Source organism: Streptomyces sp. NPDC045678 (assembly GCF_056432085.1).
Map to the genome: position 1 here is coordinate 117,160 of NZ_JBWKJS010000009.1, position 16,639 is coordinate 133,798.

The window sequence follows — 16,639 nt, forward strand, 5'->3', positions numbered from 1 at the left end:
ACACGGCCCGCGGACGAAGAGAAGAGCTCAGGGCACCAGCAAGACCTTCCCGGTCTCGGGATCACCGCCCCCGACAAGGGCAACCGCCTCCCCGAACCGCTCCAGCGGAAACTCGTGGGTGATGAGGGGAGCCGGATCCAGCAGCCCGAGGTCGAACGCGCGCACCGCGTCCGACCAGGCCCCGGACGACGCCCCGAACACGGACCGCACCTCCAACTGGCTGAGGGACAGATGCACGGGATCGATGCCCACGGCCCCCTCCGTGAACATCCCGGTGAGCACCACCCGCCCGCCCCTGCGGGCGAGCAGACACGACGAAGCGGCGGTGGTGGCCGCACCCGCCGTCTCGACGACGAGATCGAAGGACCCGTTCACGGCCGCCGCCTCGGCGGGCGACAGCGCACGGGTCGCCCCGAACCCCAGCGCGAGCTCCCCACGGGCCTCGCGCGGATCGACGACGGCCAGCTCCGCGGGGCCGCCCGCCGCGAGCCACTGCACCGCGAGCAGCCCCAGCGTCCCCGCCCCGACCACCGCGATCCGCTCGCCGGGCCGCGCCCGGCCCACCCGCACGGCCGCCGCGATCACCGCGGACGGTTCGAGCAGCGCGGCGGCGCGGAGATCGGCATCGTCACCGAGCGGATGCAGCAGCCGCGCGGGCACCGCGACGTGGTCGGCGAAGGCACCGGGTTCGGTGAACCCGGTCTCCGCGTAGCCGCCGCCGCACAGGCTCGTCTCGCCGTACCGGCAGCGCTCGCAGACGCCGCACGTGCGGAAGCCCTCGGCGACGGTCTTCCGCCCGACGAGGCCGGGGTCGACGCCGCCGCCGACGGCCACCACGGTGCCAGACCACTCATGGCCCGGGATCACCGGGTAGCGCACGTACGCGGCGTCGCGGTGTCCGTCGTACACCTCGCGGTCGCTCATGCAGATCCCGGCGGCGGCCACCTCGACGAGGACCTCGCCGGGGCCCGGCTCCGGGCGCGGGCCGGTGGTGAGCCGGTGGGATCCTGGGCGGTCGACGACGATCGCGCGTGACGTCACGCGTCGGCCCCGCCGGGCGCCCGCTTCTCCCAGCCCTCGGCCCACAGGTCGAACCGCGCCTGCTGCTGCGGGAACTCCGCCGCCGCGTCGACGTCCAGCTCGACGCCGAGTCCCGGTGCGTGCGACAGCTCGAAGCAGCCCGTCTCCGGGTCGACCCGCGGGGCGCCCTTGACGACCTTCTTGATGTCGGCGTCCGCGAAGTCGTTGAAGTGTTCCAGGATCTTGAAGTTCGGTGCGGTGAAGCCGATTTGGAGGGACGCCGCGGTCAGTACGGGGCCGCCCACGTTGTGCGGGGCGACCAGCATGTAGTGCGTCTCGGCCGTGGCGGCGAGCTTGCGGGTCTCCCAGATGCCGCCGATGTGGCCGACGTCGGGCTGGAGGATGTCGGCGGCCTGGCTCTCGAACAGCTCGCGGAACTCGATCCGGTCGTGGATGCGCTCACCGGTCGCGACCGGCATGTCCACCTTCGCGGCGACCTTCTCCAGTGCCTTCAGGTTCTCCGGCGGTACCGGCTCCTCCAGCCACGCGGGCCGGAACGGCGCGAGGTCGCGGGCGAGCCGGATCGCCGTTGCGGGCGAGAACCGGCCGTGCATCTCCAGCATCAGCTCGGCGTCGGGTCCGATCGCGTCGCGGACGGCCTCGATCAACGAGACGGCGTACAGGCTCTGTTCGTGGTCCAGTTCGTAGTGCCCGGTCCCGAACGGGTCGATCTTCAGGGCGCGGTAGCCGCGCTCCATGACGCCCTGGGCGGCCTTGTGGTACGCCTCCGGGGTGCGTTCTGTGGTGTACCAGCCGTTCGCGTACGCCTTGACGCGGTCGGTGACCTTCCCGCCGAGCAGTTGCCACACCGGGACGCCGAGGGCCTTGCCCTTGATGTCCCAGCACGCCATCTCGATGACGGCGATGCCCGACATCACGATCTCGCCGGCCCTGCCGTAGTCGCCGTACTTCATCCGGCGCACGAGATCCTCGACCGCGAACGGGTCGGACCCCTCGATGTGGTTGGCCGCCGCCTCGCGGAGGTAGCCGATGAGTGCGTCGGTGTGCCCGAGCATGCGGGTCTCTCCGACACCGGTCAGGCCCTCGTCGGTGTGGACCTGGACGTAGGTGAGATTCCGCCAGGGCGTTCCGACCACATGCGTGCTGATTCCCGTAATGCGCAAGGCAGTTGCCCCTTGACTTGTTCGGTATTTCGTCACACGTTCGAAATGTTGGCGTGACGGTATTCACGGTGGCCTGAAGGTGTCAATGGGTCGCGCGGAACGGTCTTGGGAGGCCCTGGGCGCGTGGCGTCCGGCATCCGACGGCCATTGCGCCGCGAACTGCGCCGTGCCTAACCTGTGTTCGTCATACCGATCAGCGACCGAAGTTTCGGACGCGCAGGGTGGGAGGCCGAACTCATGGGACGACTGGTGCCCGCGGTGACCAGGTCGCTGGACATACTCGAACTGTTCCTGGAGGGCGACGGCACGTTCTCGGCGCCCGAGGTCACCCGCAGACTCCAGCTGCCGCGCACCACCGTGCACGAGCTCCTGACCACCTTGGCGGCCCGCTCGTATCTCGTCCAGATCCCGGACCAGCCGGGACGCTACCGGCTCGGCGTGCGCACCTACCAGCTCGGCAGCCGGTACGCCGAACAGCTCGACCTCGCCGCCGAGGGCCGGCAGGTGGCCCAGCAGGTCGCCGAGACCTGCGACGAGACCGTCCACGTCGCCATCCTCGAGGACACCGACGTCATCTACATCGCCAAGGTCGACTCCACGCACGCCGTGCGCATGGTCTCCGCGGCGGGCCGCCGGCTGCCCGCGCACTGCACCTCGGTCGGCAAGATGCTGCTGGCCTCCCTGCCGCAGGACGAGCTCGAAACCCGCGTCCGGGGGCGGGAGTTCACCGCCATGACCCCCGACAGCATCACCGACCCGGACGAGCTCCTCGCCGCACTCGCCGATGTCCGTGAGCAGGGTGTCGCGGTCGAGCACCGAGAGTCCAACCCGGACGTGAGCTGCGTGGCCGCGCCGGTCCGCGACAGCGCGGGACAGGTCGTCGCGGCCCTCTCCATCTCCGTACCGATGATCCGCTGGTCCGAGGAGCGCGAGCGCGAGCTGGCCGAGCTGGCCGCCAAGGGCGCGGGCGACCTGTCGGTCCGGCTCGGCCACCGGGGCGCGCGGTGAGCCGAGCGTTCGACGTGGCGGTGCGCGCGGAGGCGTCGCTCGGCGAGGGCCCCACCTGGGACGTCGCGACCGGCCGCCTCATCTGGGTCGACATCCTCGGTGCCCGCGTCCACACGTACGCCCCCGGGGACGGCCGTCGCACGGTCATGGCCACCGAACAGCACGTCGGCGCGGCCAACCCCCGCGCGGGCGGCGGCCTGGTCGTCAACCTCCGCGACGGCATCGGCCTCTACGGCCCGGGCGGCGCGCCCTTCAGCTGGCTGGTGCGCGATCCCGTGCCGGGCCGCCGCGGAAACGACGCGGCCGTCGCGCCCGACGGAGCGCTCTTTGCGGGCACGATGCGCTACGACGAGGCGCCCGGCGGCGGCGGACTCGCCCGGATCGCCCCCGACGGCACCGTCACCGAAGTGGCCGACGACGTGGCCGTCAGCAACGGCACCGGCTGGAGCCCCGACGGGCGGCTCATGTACTACGTGGACAGCCCGACGCGACGCGTCGACGTACTGGACTTTGACGGCGAACACGCCCTGAACCGTCGGCCGTTCGCGCACATCGAGGAACGGGCGGGCTTCCCCGACGGACTCACCGTCGACGCCGAAGGATGTGTGTGGGTCGCGCTCTGGGACGGCGCGGCCGTCCGCCGCTACACACCGGACGGACGGCTCGACCTGACCGTGGAACTCCCGGTGCGCCGCCCCACCGCCTGCGCCTTCGGCGGCCCCGGCCTGCGCGACCTGTACATCACGACGGCCCGCACCGGCCTCGACCGCCCGCACCCCCTCTCGGGTTCGGTGCTCGTCGTGCCGGATGCGGGCCAGGGCCTGCCGGGAACCGCCTTCGGCGGCTGAGCTCAGCCCTTGAGCTCCCTGAGGTAGTTGCCGAACTTCTCCAGACCGTCGATGTCGCGCGGCCCGCTGATGCCCTCGTTGTAGTCGAGGACGAAGAAGTTGTTCTTCTTGACGGCGGGCAGCTCCCGGGTGTGCGGGGAGTTCTTCAGGAACTCGATCTTCTTCTTCGCGGACTGGTCGCCGTAGTCGAAGATGATGACGACCTCCGGCTCCGCCTTGGTCACGGCCTCCCAGTTGACCTGCGTCCAGCGCTCGTCGAGGCCGTCGAAGATGTTCCTGCCGCCCGCGCTCTTGATGATGTCGTTCGGCGGCACCTGGCTGCCGGCCGTGAACGGCTGGTCGGTGCCGGAGTCGTAGAGGAAGACAGGGACCCGCTTGCCGTCCTTCGCCTTGGGGGCTTTCGCCTCCACGGCCGCCACGCGCTTCTTCAGGCCGCCGACGACCCGGTCCGCCCTCTCCTCGACCCGGAAGATCTTCCCGAGCCGCTCCAGGTCGCTGTAGAGCGCCTTGAACGGGGTGACCTTCTGTGGGTGGCCGGGGTAGTTGAAGCAGCTCTCCGTGTGCATGAAGCTCTGGATGCCGAGCTTGTCCAGGATCTTCGGGGTGATGCCGCGCTGGTCGCTGAAGCCGGAGTTCCAGCCGGCGACAACGAAGTCGGAATCCGCCTCGACGACCACCTCCTTGTTGAGCAGATCGTCGCTGAGCATCTTCACCTTGGCGTACTCCGACGCCCAGGGGGACTCGCTGACCGGCGGATTGGCGGGCGGCAGCACATAGCCGCGGACGTGCTCGGTCAGGCCGAGGCTGAAGAGTTTGTCGGCGCTCCCGCCCTCGTACGCGACCGCACGCTGGGGGACCTTGTAGGGGACGGGCTCGCCGCAGCGCTTGACGACGGTCTTCTTCTCGGCCGTCCCTGCTCCGTCGGACGAGTCGAGGTCGGCGCCGCAGCCGCTCAGGGCCAGTGTTGCCGCGAGCGCGGAGGCCAGGGCGAGGGATCTGGTGTGACGCATGAGGTGGTGACGCCTTTCGAGGTGATGCGTTGCGAAGGTTCAGAGGGAGGGGTGGAGCGCGTACAGGAGCTGGGGGTCGCCCGTCAGCGGATGCGGGACGACGGTGGCCTTCACCCCGAACACGTCGGCCATCAGGGATTCGGTGAGCACGTCCTCGGGGCTCCCCGACGTCACGAGGCGTCCCTGGGAGAGCACCCCGATCCGGTCGCAGGCCGCCGCCGCGAGGTTGAGGTCGTGCAGCACGACGAGGACGGTGGGCCCGGCGCCGCGCAGATGCGACAGGATCTCGATCTGATGGCGTACGTCGAGGTGGTTGGTCGGCTCGTCGAGGACCAGGACGTGCGGTTCCTGGACGAGGGCGCGGGCCAGCAGCACGCGCTGGCGCTCGCCGCCCGACAGGGTGAGGACACCGCGCCCGGCGAGGTGACCGACGTCGAGCCGCTCCATCGCGCGGGCGCACAGCTCGCGTTCGCGGGCGGTGAGCGCCTGGTTGCCGCGCTGGTGCGGGGCGCGTCCGAGCGCGACGACCTCCTCGACCGTGAAGTCCATGTCGACGGCGCCGTCCTGCGTCATGGCGGCGACGAGCTGCGCGCCGCGCCGCATCGTGAGCCGGGACATGTCGTCGCCGCCCACGAGGACGGCGCCCGAGGTCGGGCGCAGCGCCCGGTACACGCAGCGCAGCGCGGTCGACTTGCCGCTGCCGTTAGGGCCGACCAGACCGACGACGTCGCCGGACCCCACGTCGAGGGAGAGGTCATGGACGAGGCTCTTGCCGTCGATGGTCACGGAGAGCCCGTCGAGTCGCAGATCCATCTCAACGGCCCCCGAACGTATAGCCCTTGCGGCGCATCAGGCCGATGAACACCGGTACCCCGACGAGCGCCGTGAGGACACCGAGCGGCAGCTCGCGCGGAGCGACCACGGTCCGCGACAGCAGGTCCACCCAGACCATGAAGACCGCGCCGGCCAGCGGGGCGACGGCGAGCACGCGGGCATGGGGGGCGCCGACCACCATCCGCACCAGGTGCGGCATGACGAGTCCCACGAAACTGATGGCGCCGCTGACGGCCACCATCACACCGGTCACCAGGGACACGACGACGAGCAGTGACGTGCGGTGCCGGTCGGGGCTGACGCCGAGGCTGGACGCCGTCTCGTCGCCCAGCGCGAGGACGTCGAGCGCCCTGCTGTGCCGGTACAGCACGGCGAGGCCGAGGAGGACGGCCGCCGCGACGACGGGCAGCGCGCCCCAGCTCGCGGCGCCGAAGCTGCCCATCGTCCAGTACAGGACCATCGACGTCGCCTCGCTGTCCGGCGCGAAGTAGATGATCACGCTCATCACGGCCTGGAACCCGAGGGACATCGCCACGCCCGTCAGGACGAGTCGCAGCGGTGAGAGCGCACCTCGGCTGGACGAGGCGACGTACACGAGGAACGAGGCGACGAGCGCGCCGAGGAACGCCCCCGCGGACACGGCGTACACGCCGAGCGCGGCGAGACCCCCGGTGACCGTGACACCGACCGCGCCGACCGACGCGCCCGAGGAGACCCCGAGCACGAAGGGGTCGGCGAGCGCGTTGCGCACCATCGCCTGGATGGCCACGCCGACGGCGCTCAGACCGGCACCCACCAGGGCGGCGAGGAGCACGCGGGGCGTGCGGATCTGCCAGATGATCTGGTACGTCGTCGTCTCGTGGGCGTCGACGCGGCCGCCGGTGAGGGCGGCCCACAGGAGTCGGGCGGTGTCGGCGGGCGATACCGCCGCGGCACCGAGGCCGATGGCCACGACGACGGAGACCAGCAGGACGAGGAAGAGCGCGACGCAGGTCAGCACCAGCGCCTTGGGAGAGGTGAGCCGGTCCCGGAACGTGACCCGCGGCTCCGGAGAGCCGTTCTCGGGAGGCGACTCGACGACGGAGCTCACGCGTCACGCTCCTTCGAGGCGACGGCCTTCGTGGTGCCCGCCTTCGGGGTACCCGCCTCCGGGGCGCCGCGCACCACGAGCACCGCGGCCCCGAGCGCCGCCACGACCAGCGCGCCGAAGACCGCGGCGGTGCCGGGGTAACCCGCGAGGCCGAGGCCCGCGCCGCCGAGCGCCGCGCCGGCGAACACGCCGAGGCTCTGGCCCGCCGCGTTGAGGCTCAGCGCCGAGCCGCGCAGCGTCGTCCCGCAGCGCCGCACGATGAGACTGACCACGCACGCGGCGACGACGGCGTGGCTCGCCGCGTGCAGCGCGGTCATGGCGAGGGCGAGCGGCAGCCAGTGCGTGAAGTAGAAGCCCACGACCGAGACGAGCGCGGCGACGAGCCCGGCGGCGAGCATGCGCTCCGTGCCGACGCGCGGCTCGGCGGAGTTGGTGAGCCGGCCGGTGAGGAGGTTGCTGACGAAGAACGACGCGCCGCTCAGCGTCCACACGAACGCGAAGAGCCCGGCGTCGAGGTCGAACCGCTCCTCGTAGAAAGCCGCGAGATACGACAGGTAGCCCATGAACACCGCGGTGCGCAGGAACCCGATAAGCAGCAGCGGCACCACGCCGCGCACGGCGGCAAGCGCTCTGAACGAGGCGAGATAGCCGAGGCGCGGCCCGCCCGCGGCGGCTTGGCCGTCCGGGTCCGCGTGCCGCCCGCGCCGCGCCACGAAGACCGCCGCGAGCAGCAGCGACACCACGGTCACCGCGAGCAGGTCGCCCTGCCAGCCCCAGAACAGCGCGGGCAGCGCGATGACCGGTGCGGCGAGCATGGCGGTCATGGAGGTGGTGGCCGTGACGAGGGTGGCCGCTCGCCCGGCGGCCCTGCCGGTGCCGAAGCGGTCGGCGGCCGCGGCGGTGAGCGCCGGGTTCAGTACGGCCGTACTGGCGCCGACGAGCAGACAGAACACGGCGAGCAGCAGGAAGTTACCGCCCGCGCCGAGCGCGGCCGAGCCGCCGAGCACGACGAGCGCGCCCGCGGCGGCCCACTCCTTGGGGACCCGGTCGATGACCGGGGCGAGCGCGGCGCCGACGAGCAGGGCGGCGAGTCCGCCGAGCCCGCGCAGGCCGCCCATCGCCGCGACGCTGCTGCCCGCCTCGTCGGCGATGGGCACGAGGTACGTGCTGAAGACGGTGAACGGCAGCAGGCCGACAGCCGAGGCGAGCAGCACCGGCCAGAGCGTGCGCGCCATGCGCAGATCACCCGGCGGCACGTCCGCGTCGCTCCGGTCGGAGCTGCCCTTGGCGCGGTCCTCGGTGGCATCGGTGCTCACGCGGCCGCTCCGTCCGACGCGAGGGCGGCGCGGTACCGGTACATGGGGGTGGCGTCCGCGCTGAACTGGGAGAACGTGAACGGCTCGGCGTTCAGGCCGGTGACGCCCGCGCCGAGGAAGGCGCGGGCGACGGCGCTGCCGCTCTGCGCGTAGACGACGAGCGGCACGCCGTGCTCGACGCAGTGCCGCAGGATCAGGTCGAACGTGCCGTTGCTGAGCGTCATGCCGGTGGCGACCACGGCGTCGGCCCGCGCGAGCACCTCGGTCATGTCGTCGGAGACGGGGTCGCCCCACGCCGTGGTGCGCAGGTTCAGGTCGCAGGGCAGGCAGACGCCGCCCCGCTCGCGTATCGCCGCGACGAGTGGGTTGACCACACCGATCAGGGCGACCCGCGCGCCGGGTTCGATGTCGAGGAGCCCGGCGATGGCGGCGTCGCGGGCCCCGGCGCGCTCCTCGGGCGTGCCGGTCGGGAGCATGACACGCTCGGCGTCGTCGGCGTCGCGGTGCGGGCGCACCCGGGCGAGGTAGGCGTCGAGCGCGGCGGTCCGCACGGGCGCGGCCTCGTCCCGCAGGAGCTTCTCCAGGGAATGGCCCGAGGCGTGCTCGCAGAAGCCGGGGGCGAGTTCGCCCGCCTCGAAGGAGCAGGCGCCGAAGGAGTCACCGACGCGGAGCAGCAGGTAGTGGTTGTGGTACGTGACGTCGCCGCCGGCTAGCCGCGTCGTGTTGTAGAGCCAGAACGCGCTGGTGACGGTGAGGTCGGCCGGGTCGGGGCCGTGGGCGCCCGCGAGGACGGCTTCGGTGAGCTCGGCGACGGTCTGGGGTGGGGTCTGCGACATGGGGGCGGGGTTTTCCTCTGGGTCGGGGATGACGCGGTCGCGGGGACTACGCGGCCGGTGGGGTGGTCACGATGCGGCGGCGGGCCAGGCCGTCGTGGACCAGGGGAGTTCGAGCTCGTCGAGCGAGGTGATCTCGTGCGGCTTCAACGTGTCGATGTCCAGGGCCTGTTCGTGCCGGGCGAAGGCGCTGTCGACGTAGCGGTGGCCGGTGTCGGCGGCGATGAAGACGTACGTCCGTGTGTCGTCCCTGCGCCGCTCCCACAGCGTCGTGAGGTAGGCGGCGCCGGCCGAGAGCCCGGCGAAGATGCCGCTGGTGCGCAGCAGGGAGACGGCGCCCGACACGGCGCTGTCGAAGTTCACCCAGTGCACGCGGTCGTACAGTTCGTGCCGGACGTTGCGGAACTCGATGGCGCTGCCGATCCCCGCGATGATCATGTCGGGGTCCGCGACGTGCTCGGAGCCGAAGGTGACGCTGCCGAAGGGCTGCACGCCGACGAGCGACACGTCGCGGCCGGCCTCGCGCAGATACGTGGCGAGGGCCCCGGTGGAGGCACCCGAGCCCACGCCGCCGACCAGCGCGAGGGGCCCGGTCGGCAGCTCCTTGTCCATCTCCGCGGCGACGTCCTCGTAGCCGAGGTAGTGGATGTCGTCGTGGTACTGCCGCATCCAGTGGTACGAGGGGTTGTCCGCCAGGATCTCGGCGATGCGCCGCACCCTCAACTCCTGGTCCAGGCGCAGGTTCCGGGAGGGCGCGACCTGCTCCAGCGTGGCGCCGAGTATCTCCAGCTGCACGCGCGTCGAGCGGTCGACGGTGGTGGAGCCGACGATGTGGCACTTCATGCCGTACCGGTGGCAGGCGAGCGCGAGGGCCTGGGCGTAGATGCCGCTCGAGCTGTCGACGAGGGTGTTGCCGGGGCGGACGGTGCCCGAGGCGAGCAGGTGCCGTACGGCACCGAGGGCCGAGTAGATCTTCATGGTCTCGAAGCGGAGGCAGGCCAGATCCGGTGCGAGGGATATGAGATCGGGCTTCTTCACCGCTTCGGCGATGTGTGCGTGCATGACGGAGATCCCCCGTAGGGACGAGAGGGCAGGGAGGGGTGCCGGGGGAGCGCCGTCGGCCCCCGGAGCGGCTCCGGGGTGGACCCCGGAACGCCGAGAGCATCACACTAGATGAAAATGATTGTCAAGAGCGGGTAAGTTCGGCACACTGGTCCGCGCGGAGCGCCGTGCCGTGCGCCGCCATGTCGAGAGGAGTCGCGTGAAGCTGATCCAGGAGGCCGCAACCCGGTCTCGTCCGCCGCGCCGTGGCGCGCCCGCGACCGGGGTCGGCACCGCCTTCGGCACCTTCGGCGAGCTGCTCCAGGGGGTGCTTCCCGAGGAGGGCGGCGACTTCCTCGTGACGCTGCCCGTCGCCCGCTGGACGATGGCCACATACCGGCAGGGGTCCGCGTCGGGCGAGCTCGAAGTCCGGCCGGGACACAAGACGAAGGCGCTGCGACTGGCGCGCATGATCGTCGAGTCGGCCCCCGCGGGGCCGCCCGGGCGCCCGCCCGGCGGAGTGCTCACCCTCAGCAGCGTCATCCCGGAGGGCAAGGGGCTCGCCAGCTCCTCCGCCGACCTCGTCGCCACGGCGCGCGCGGTCGGCCGGGCCCTCGGCGTCCCCATGCCGCCCGCCAGGATCGAACGGCTCCTGGCCCGCATCGAACCCACCGACGGCGTCCTCTACCCGGCGATCGTCGCCTACCACCACCGCAGCGTCCGGCTCCGCGCGGTCCTCGGCTCACTGCCCGCCATGGGCGTCGTCGGCATCGACGAGGGGGGCTCGGTGGACACGGTGGACTTCAACCGCATCCCCAAACCGTTCACGACCGCCGACCGGCACGCCTATGCCGGGCTGCTCGAACGCCTCACCGTCGCGGTGCGCGGCCACGACCTGGCGGAGGTGGGGCGCGTCGCCACGCGCAGCGCCCTGATGAACCAGACCCTGCGCCACAAGGCGTCGTTGGAACGGATGCTGGACATCTGCCGCGAGGTCGGCGGCCTCGGCGTGGCGGTCGGGCACAGCGGTACGACGTCGGGAATCCTGCTCGACGCCACGGACCCCGCGTACACGCGCCGTGTGACGGCGGCGGCGGAGGCGTGCGGGGAGCTGACGGGCGGGGGGCCGGGCGGGGTGTCGGTCTACCGGACGCTGAGCTTCGGCACGGTGCCCGCGCGGCCTCCCCTTCGCGTGGCGTCCGCCCTCGGGAAGGTTCCGTGACCGGCGGCACGGAAGGGATGCGCGGGACCCGCCGGCGCGCCGCCGTCCTCGAAACCCTCGGCAGCCGCGCCGAGTTCGTCTCCGCGCAGGAACCGCACGCCCGGCTCGCGGGGTCCGGCCGGGCGGTCGGCCGCACCACCGTCCACCGCGCGCTGCGGGAACCGGACCACGCCGGCCTCGTCGTCGTACGCGACGAGAGCGGCGAACGTCTCCACCTGCGGCGGCCCACCGACGAACACCGCCACTACCTCACCTGCCGCGACTGCGGCCGGAGCCGCGCGGTGGACGCGGGCGCCGTCGAGGCGTGGGCGGACCGCCCGGCGGAGTCGACGGGCTTCGCCGAGCCGGCGCACACACGCGAACTCAGCGGCGTCCGCGGGCCCCGCCGCTCCGCTCAACTGTGCACGCCCAGGCCGGACATGCCCGGCGCCAGCTCCGGGCGCAGCACCAGGTCCTCGTCGTAGGCACCGCCGTTCTCCTCGTGGAAGGGCAGCGGTTCCGTGTCGGGCAGGGCGCGCAGGCGCTCGCGCAGCCGGGCCGCGTCGCGCGCGTATCCGGTGTCCGTGAGTCGGTCGGCCCCGTACACGACGAACGGCGGCAGCGCGGCCATGCCCGTGTACCAGAACGTGCCGTGCAGCAGCGGGAACAGCACCTGGTCCAGCTGGCCGTGGATCCCGCGCGGCCCGAAGCCCGATGCGCGGGCGCCGACCGACGTGACGACGAGGGCGCGCTTGCCGGCGAGGCCCCCGTCGCCGTACCGCAGGGTCCGGCCGTCGGGCCCCTTGATGCCGAAGCCGAAGCCCTGGACGAGCACCCGGTCGAACCATCCCTTGAGGATCGCGGGCGGACCGAACCACCAGAGGGGGAACTGGAAGACGAGCGTGTCCGCCCAGGCGATCTTCTCCTGCTCGCGGCGCACGTCCTCGCTCAACGTCCGGTCCTTGTACGCGCGTTCCTGCTCGGGGCCCACGAAGAGCCGCCGGTCGCGCGGCGCGTCCCCGAAGTCGTCGGCGTCCACCACCGCCTTCCACCCCATGCCGTACAGATCCGACGTGCGGTGCTCGTGCCCGAGTGACTCCAGCGTGCGCAGCCCCTCCGTCATCAAGGAGCCGCCCAGCGAGCGCCGGTCGGGATGTGCGAATACCCAGAGAATCTTCATGCTTCGATCTTGTGCCGCGCTTCCGGGCGGCAACGAGTGGCCACATGGCCATGGCCCGCAAGGATCTGGCCAAGATCTGGCCGAGTGGCGACCGTCAGGGAACTCGGGCCCCTTCGCATCCGACTCCTTGAGCGGTGCGGACCGGCCGGTCCGCACCGTCGCACGACCCGGGAGCGGTGATGGCTGAGGACAGACGGCGGAGATTCGTGCCGCCGCCCGCACTCTGCGGCTTTCTGTTGCTGTTGGTGCTGATCTTCGCCGGGTCGTACGCCGTCGGCAGCGCGGTGGGGCCGGTCGCGCCGGGCATGCACGACTCGCGGACGGACCCGGGGTCCGGCACCCGGCCCGACAGTGACAGCGATACGGATACCGGTACCGACACCGGCGGCGGTGGCATGGGCGGCATGCACGGCGGAGGCCACTGATGGGCGTCGACGCGGCGGACGCCGTGGTGACCACCGACCTGGCCATCGGCGGTATGACCTGCGCGGCCTGCGTGAAACGGGTCGAGAAGCGGCTCGGCAGGCTGGACGGGGTGAGCGCGACGGTCAACCTCGCCACCGGCCGCGCCCGCGTGAGCCACCCGCCGTCCGTCACTCCGGCCGAACTCGTCACCACTGTGGAGCAGGCCGGATACACGGCGGAGCTGCCGGAACCGCCACGGCGGCGGGAACGGGACCAACAGGCGCACCCGCAGGAGCAGGACCCTCGGGAGCAGGAACCTCAGGGGCGCCGGCAACAGCAACAGCGGCAGCAACTCCTGGTCACCGCGCTGCTCGCGCTCCCCGTGCTCGTCCTCTCCATGGTGCCCGCCCTCCAGTTCCGCAACTGGCAGTGGCTGTGCTTCGCGCTCGCCGCGCCGGTCGCCACCTGGGGCGCGTGGCCGTTCCACCTGCGCGCGCTGCGCGGCCTCCGGCACGCGGCGGCGACCATGGACACGCTGGTCTCGCTGGGCGTCGCGGCGTCCTTCGGCTGGTCGGCTTACGCGCTCTTCCTCGGCGGTGCGGGCGCCCCCGGCATGACGATGCCGTTCACCCTGCTGCCCGCCGCCGACGACGGCGTCGCGCACGTCTATCTCGAGGCGGCCGTCGGTGTTCCGCTGTTCGTCCTCGCCGGACGGTTCCTGGAGGCCCGGGCCCGGCACGGCACCGGGCAGGCACTGCGGTCCCTCGCGGGGCTCGCGGTCAAGGACGTCGCCGTAAGGGAGGACTCGGGCGCCGAACGGGTCGTCCCTGTGGCGCGGTTGCGGGTGGGACAGGTCTTCGTGGTGCGTCCCGGTGAACGGGCCGCGACCGACGGTGTCGTGGTCGAGGGCAGCTCCGCCGTCGATCTGTCACTCGTCACCGGGGAGAGCGAACCCATCGAGGTCGGGCCCGGGTCCGGCCTGACCGGCGGTGCCGTCAACGCGGGCGGGCTGCTCCTCGTCCGTGCCACGGCCGTCGGGGCCGACACCCAACTGGCCCGCATCACCCGCATGGTGACCGACGCCCAGGCGGGCAAGGCGAACGCGCAGCGGCTCGCGGACGAGGTGGCGGGCGTGTTCGTGCCGGTCGTGCTCTCGCTCGCTGCCACGGTGCTCGGCTTCTGGCTCGGCGCCGGAGCCGACCCGCAGGCCGCCGTCACCGCCTGCGTGGCCGTGCTCGTCGTCGCCTGCCCGTGCGCTCTGGGCCTGGCCACCCCCACCGCCCTGATGGCCGCGACGGGCCGGGGCGCCCAGCTCGGTGTCCTGGTCACCGGGCCGCGTGCCCTCGAAGCGCTGAAGCACATCGACACCGTCGTCCTCGACAAGACCGGCACCCTGACCTCGGGACACATGAGCGTCACCGCCTTCACGGCGGCGCCCGACGGCATCGGCGAGGAGGCGGCGCTACGGCTCGCCGGAGCCGTGGAGCAGGGCTCGGAACACCCGCTGGGCCGAGCGATCACCTCGTACGCGAGCAGATCCGCGCCCCAGGAACGGCTGCCCGCGGTCCGAGAGTTCGCGGCCGAGGCGGGGCGCGGCGTCCGGGGCGAGGTCGACGGGCATGACGTCGAAGTACGCGCCCCCGGCGACGAGTTGGCGGGGACGCTGGCCCGCGCGCTGACGGAGGCCGAGGACGCCGCGCACACCCCGGTCCTGGTCCTGGTGGACGGCAGGCCCGAGGCGCTCGTCGCCGTGGGAGACCTGGTGCGCCCCGGCAGCTACCGCGCCGTGGACCGGCTGCGGCGCCTCGGCGTACGCCCCGTTCTCGCCACCGGCGACCGCGAGGCCACCGCCCGCGCCGTCGCCGGGGATCTCGGCATCGACGAGGTGCACGCGCGCTGCACACCCGAGGGAAAAGCAGCACTCGTGAGGGAGTTGCGAGAGGGGGGCCGCCGTGTGGCGGTCATCGGCGACGGCGTGAACGACGCCGCGGCGCTCGCGGGCGCCGACCTCGGCATCGCCATGGGAAGTGGCACCGATGTCGCGATCGGGGCCGCCGACGTGACGCTCGTCCGCGGCGACATCGAGGCCGTCGCGGACGCGGTCCGCCTCGCCCGCCGCACCCTGCGCACCATCCGCGTCAACCTCCTGTGGGCCTTCGGCTACAACGCCGCCACGGTGCCGCTCGCCGCGGTGGGCCTGCTGAACCCGATGGTCGCCGCCGCGGCGATGTCGGCGAGCTCCCTGCTGGTCGTCGGCAACAGCCTGCGCCTGCGCACCTGGCACCCGACCCGCGGCCCGGCCCCGCGCCCGACCCGCGGCCCGGCCCCGCGCCCGACGCGCGGCCCGGCCCCGCGCCCGCACCGCGACCGCCGGGGAACCCGTGGAGGTCACCGATGAGCGACACACACTCCTGGCAGCCCTCCCGCCGCAGGATCCGCGACGGACTCGGCGGCGCGCTCGCACCCGTCGCCGCGTGTGCCCTCGCGCTGGGGCTGCTCACGGTGTGGACGGGGACCGGCGCCGCGGGCAGCCCGGCGCGCGTCGAGGTCGCTGACGGGACGGTCTTCCTGCCGTACGGCAACACGCGGGACAGTGCCGCGTTCTTCCGGATCACCAACTCCGGCGGCTCCGACGACCGGTTGACCTCCGTGTCCTCGCCCGCTTTCGACGACGTGATGCTCGGCCGGTACGTGCCCAGGGGACGTGGGGCCGCCGGCATGCGCATGGTGGACTCCGCCGCCGTCCCCGCGGGCGAGGTCCTCACCATGTCGCCGTACGGCCTGGACGTCATGGTGCGCCTGCGCGAGCCGCTGCGCCTCGGCGAACGCATCCCCTTCGTCCTCACCTTCCGTGAAGGCGGGACCGTCAGAACCGAAGCGGTCGTGATCCGTCCGTCCTACGGCAGCGAGGAACGGCGCCTCTAAGGGCGGGATGGTCACTCCTCCGAACATCACACTGTCTACTCTGTGCGGATGTCCGAGCGAAACGATCAGGTCGTCCGGGTCACCGCCGCATGGCAGCGGCTGACCGACTGGCTGAAGGCGCACGCCCCGACGTCGTACGCCTCCCTGCTCCCGCCCGCCGCGGAGGACGAGATCCGCGCGGCCGATGCCCGGTTGACGGACGCACTCGGGTACGGGCTGCCCGCGGAGCTGGTCGCCGTGTGGCGGCTGTGCGGCGGGGTGGCGCACCAGTACATCGAGGCGAACGAGGACGAGGGCGAGGTCGGCTCCGGGGCGTTCCTGCCGGACGGCGTGCTGCTCGGGCCCGCCGACGCGCTGCGTCCGCGCCTGCCGGGAATCGAGCGACGGGACTACTGGGACGGAGCGCGGGTCGTCCCGTGGCTCACGGGCGACGAGGCCGGGCCCGAGTACGGCCGGTACGTGTCCGAGGACGGCGTCGGCCGCTGGTCCACGATGTCGGGGCCCGACGTGTCCGCACCGGACCATCCGTCGGCGGCCGACTACCTCGAAGCCGTCCACCGCACGCTGGTCGAGGGACCCGGCGATCAGTATGGCCCCGACGTCCCCGGCATCGTGTGGGGCTGCCTCGTCTGGGACGACCCGCGCGACCCGCGCCTGGACGACGCCCAGCCGCACTGGACGCCCCTTCACCACAGCGCCCGGCGTGGTTGCGAAACTGGTGGCGCCAACTGATGTGAGTGTGGG

General features: G+C 72.6%; 17 protein-coding genes. 8 read left to right on the forward strand and 9 right to left on the reverse strand.

Features of this window, described 5'->3' with window-relative positions:
• Nucleotides 1-27: 27 nt before the first annotated feature.
• Both AC07DO_RS29445 and AC07DO_RS29450 read right to left on the reverse strand, forming a co-directional pair.
• Nucleotides 28-1,041 carry a zinc-dependent alcohol dehydrogenase gene (locus AC07DO_RS29445; RefSeq protein WP_479063755.1) on the reverse strand — a complete coding sequence of 338 codons (1,014 nt, stop codon included), beginning with the start codon at nucleotides 1,039-1,041 and terminating at the stop codon, nucleotides 28-30.
• Nucleotides 1,038-2,204, reverse strand: coding sequence for a mandelate racemase/muconate lactonizing enzyme family protein (locus AC07DO_RS29450; RefSeq protein WP_479063756.1), 1,167 nt, complete (start codon nucleotides 2,202-2,204; stop codon nucleotides 1,038-1,040). Before AC07DO_RS29450 ends, AC07DO_RS29445 begins: the two co-directional genes overlap by 4 nt.
• A gap of 237 nt (nucleotides 2,205-2,441) precedes the next feature.
• Between AC07DO_RS29450 and AC07DO_RS29455 the strand changes: the two genes are divergently transcribed.
• Together AC07DO_RS29455 and AC07DO_RS29460 are read left to right on the forward strand one after the other, a co-directional pair.
• Nucleotides 2,442-3,212 (forward strand): IclR family transcriptional regulator, encoded by a 771-nt coding sequence (locus tag AC07DO_RS29455; protein ID WP_479063757.1) that lies wholly within the window; start codon nucleotides 2,442-2,444, stop codon nucleotides 3,210-3,212.
• Nucleotides 3,209-4,060 carry an SMP-30/gluconolactonase/LRE family protein gene (locus tag AC07DO_RS29460; protein ID WP_479063758.1) on the forward strand — a complete coding sequence of 284 codons (852 nt, stop codon included), beginning with the start codon at nucleotides 3,209-3,211 and terminating at the stop codon, nucleotides 4,058-4,060. The genes AC07DO_RS29455 and AC07DO_RS29460 overlap by 4 nt, the downstream gene beginning before the upstream one ends.
• A 2-nt stretch (nucleotides 4,061-4,062) precedes the next feature.
• On the opposite strand, the gene AC07DO_RS29465 is transcribed toward AC07DO_RS29460, so the two are convergent.
• The 6 genes from AC07DO_RS29465 to AC07DO_RS29490 form a co-directional block, all read right to left on the reverse strand.
• Nucleotides 4,063-5,070, reverse strand: a complete 1,008-nt coding sequence (locus tag AC07DO_RS29465) for an ABC transporter substrate-binding protein (protein ID WP_479063759.1) — start codon at nucleotides 5,068-5,070, stop codon at nucleotides 4,063-4,065.
• A 39-nt stretch (nucleotides 5,071-5,109) separates the two neighbouring features.
• A complete protein-coding gene (locus AC07DO_RS29470; RefSeq protein ID WP_479063760.1) occupies nucleotides 5,110-5,883 on the reverse strand; it encodes an ABC transporter ATP-binding protein in 774 nt (257 codons plus the stop codon).
• A gap of 1 nt (nucleotide 5,884) precedes the next feature.
• Complete coding sequence (locus AC07DO_RS29475) at nucleotides 5,885-6,904, reverse strand: FecCD family ABC transporter permease (RefSeq protein WP_479064179.1); 1,020 nt, start codon at nucleotides 6,902-6,904, stop codon at nucleotides 5,885-5,887.
• A gap of 86 nt (nucleotides 6,905-6,990) precedes the next feature.
• Entirely contained in the window at nucleotides 6,991-8,310 is a 1,320-nt protein-coding gene (locus tag AC07DO_RS29480; RefSeq protein WP_479063761.1) for an MFS transporter, read from the reverse strand.
• Nucleotides 8,307-9,146 (reverse strand): Rossmann-like domain-containing protein, encoded by an 840-nt coding sequence (locus AC07DO_RS29485; RefSeq protein ID WP_479063762.1) that lies wholly within the window; start codon nucleotides 9,144-9,146, stop codon nucleotides 8,307-8,309. Before AC07DO_RS29485 ends, AC07DO_RS29480 begins: the two co-directional genes overlap by 4 nt.
• Nucleotides 9,147-9,212: 66 nt before the next feature.
• The gene (locus AC07DO_RS29490) at nucleotides 9,213-10,205 is read right to left on the reverse strand and encodes a pyridoxal-phosphate dependent enzyme (protein ID WP_479063763.1); all 993 of its coding nucleotides are present in this window, start codon (nucleotides 10,203-10,205) and stop codon (nucleotides 9,213-9,215) included.
• Nucleotides 10,206-10,413: 208 nt separating this feature from the next.
• Between AC07DO_RS29490 and AC07DO_RS29495 the strand changes: the two genes are divergently transcribed.
• The gene (locus AC07DO_RS29495; RefSeq protein WP_479064181.1) at nucleotides 10,414-11,406 is read left to right on the forward strand and encodes a GHMP family kinase ATP-binding protein; all 993 of its coding nucleotides are present in this window, start codon (nucleotides 10,414-10,416) and stop codon (nucleotides 11,404-11,406) included.
• Nucleotides 11,403-11,870: a transcriptional repressor gene (locus AC07DO_RS29500; protein WP_479063764.1), complete on the forward strand. Its 468-nt coding sequence runs from the start codon at nucleotides 11,403-11,405 to the stop codon at nucleotides 11,868-11,870. Before AC07DO_RS29495 ends, AC07DO_RS29500 begins: the two co-directional genes overlap by 4 nt.
• Here AC07DO_RS29500 and AC07DO_RS29505 read toward each other — a convergent pair.
• Nucleotides 11,801-12,565, reverse strand: coding sequence for an NAD(P)H-dependent oxidoreductase (locus tag AC07DO_RS29505; protein WP_479063765.1), 765 nt, complete (start codon nucleotides 12,563-12,565; stop codon nucleotides 11,801-11,803). The genes AC07DO_RS29500 and AC07DO_RS29505 overlap by 70 nt on opposite strands.
• Before the next feature lie 179 nt (nucleotides 12,566-12,744).
• On the opposite strand from AC07DO_RS29505, the gene AC07DO_RS29510 reads away from it, so the two are divergent.
• Genes AC07DO_RS29510 through AC07DO_RS29525 form a run of 4 tightly spaced genes read left to right on the forward strand, consistent with a single transcriptional unit; the run spans nucleotide 12,745 to nucleotide 16,627 of the window.
• Nucleotides 12,745-12,990, forward strand: a complete 246-nt coding sequence (locus AC07DO_RS29510) for a hypothetical protein (RefSeq protein ID WP_479063766.1) — start codon at nucleotides 12,745-12,747, stop codon at nucleotides 12,988-12,990.
• Nucleotides 12,990-15,368 (forward strand): heavy metal translocating P-type ATPase, encoded by a 2,379-nt coding sequence (locus AC07DO_RS29515; protein WP_479063767.1) that lies wholly within the window; start codon nucleotides 12,990-12,992, stop codon nucleotides 15,366-15,368. Before AC07DO_RS29510 ends, AC07DO_RS29515 begins: the two co-directional genes overlap by 1 nt.
• Entirely contained in the window at nucleotides 15,365-15,895 is a 531-nt protein-coding gene (locus tag AC07DO_RS29520) for a copper chaperone PCu(A)C (RefSeq protein WP_479063768.1), read from the forward strand. The genes AC07DO_RS29515 and AC07DO_RS29520 overlap by 4 nt, the downstream gene beginning before the upstream one ends.
• A gap of 48 nt (nucleotides 15,896-15,943) precedes the next feature.
• Entirely contained in the window at nucleotides 15,944-16,627 is a 684-nt protein-coding gene (locus AC07DO_RS29525) for an SMI1/KNR4 family protein (RefSeq protein WP_479063769.1), read from the forward strand.
• Nucleotides 16,628-16,639 lie beyond the last annotated feature (12 nt).

Coding starts and splice junctions, on each gene's coding strand:
- AC07DO_RS29455 (WP_479063757.1), top strand. CDS start 2,442: ATGGGACGACTGGTGCCCGCGGTGACCAGGTCGCTGGACATACTCGAA.
- AC07DO_RS29465 (WP_479063759.1), bottom strand. CDS start 5,070: ATGCGTCACACCAGATCCCTCGCCCTGGCCTCCGCGCTCGCGGCAACA.
- AC07DO_RS29470 (WP_479063760.1), bottom strand. CDS start 5,883: ATGGATCTGCGACTCGACGGGCTCTCCGTGACCATCGACGGCAAGAGC.
- AC07DO_RS29485 (WP_479063762.1), bottom strand. CDS start 9,146: ATGTCGCAGACCCCACCCCAGACCGTCGCCGAGCTCACCGAAGCCGTC.
- AC07DO_RS29490 (WP_479063763.1), bottom strand. CDS start 10,205: ATGCACGCACACATCGCCGAAGCGGTGAAGAAGCCCGATCTCATATCC.
- AC07DO_RS29505 (WP_479063765.1), bottom strand. CDS start 12,565: ATGAAGATTCTCTGGGTATTCGCACATCCCGACCGGCGCTCGCTGGGC.
- AC07DO_RS29510 (WP_479063766.1), top strand. CDS start 12,745: ATGGCTGAGGACAGACGGCGGAGATTCGTGCCGCCGCCCGCACTCTGC.
- AC07DO_RS29515 (WP_479063767.1), top strand. CDS start 12,990: ATGGGCGTCGACGCGGCGGACGCCGTGGTGACCACCGACCTGGCCATC.
- AC07DO_RS29520 (WP_479063768.1), top strand. CDS start 15,365: ATGAGCGACACACACTCCTGGCAGCCCTCCCGCCGCAGGATCCGCGAC.
- AC07DO_RS29525 (WP_479063769.1), top strand. CDS start 15,944: ATGTCCGAGCGAAACGATCAGGTCGTCCGGGTCACCGCCGCATGGCAG.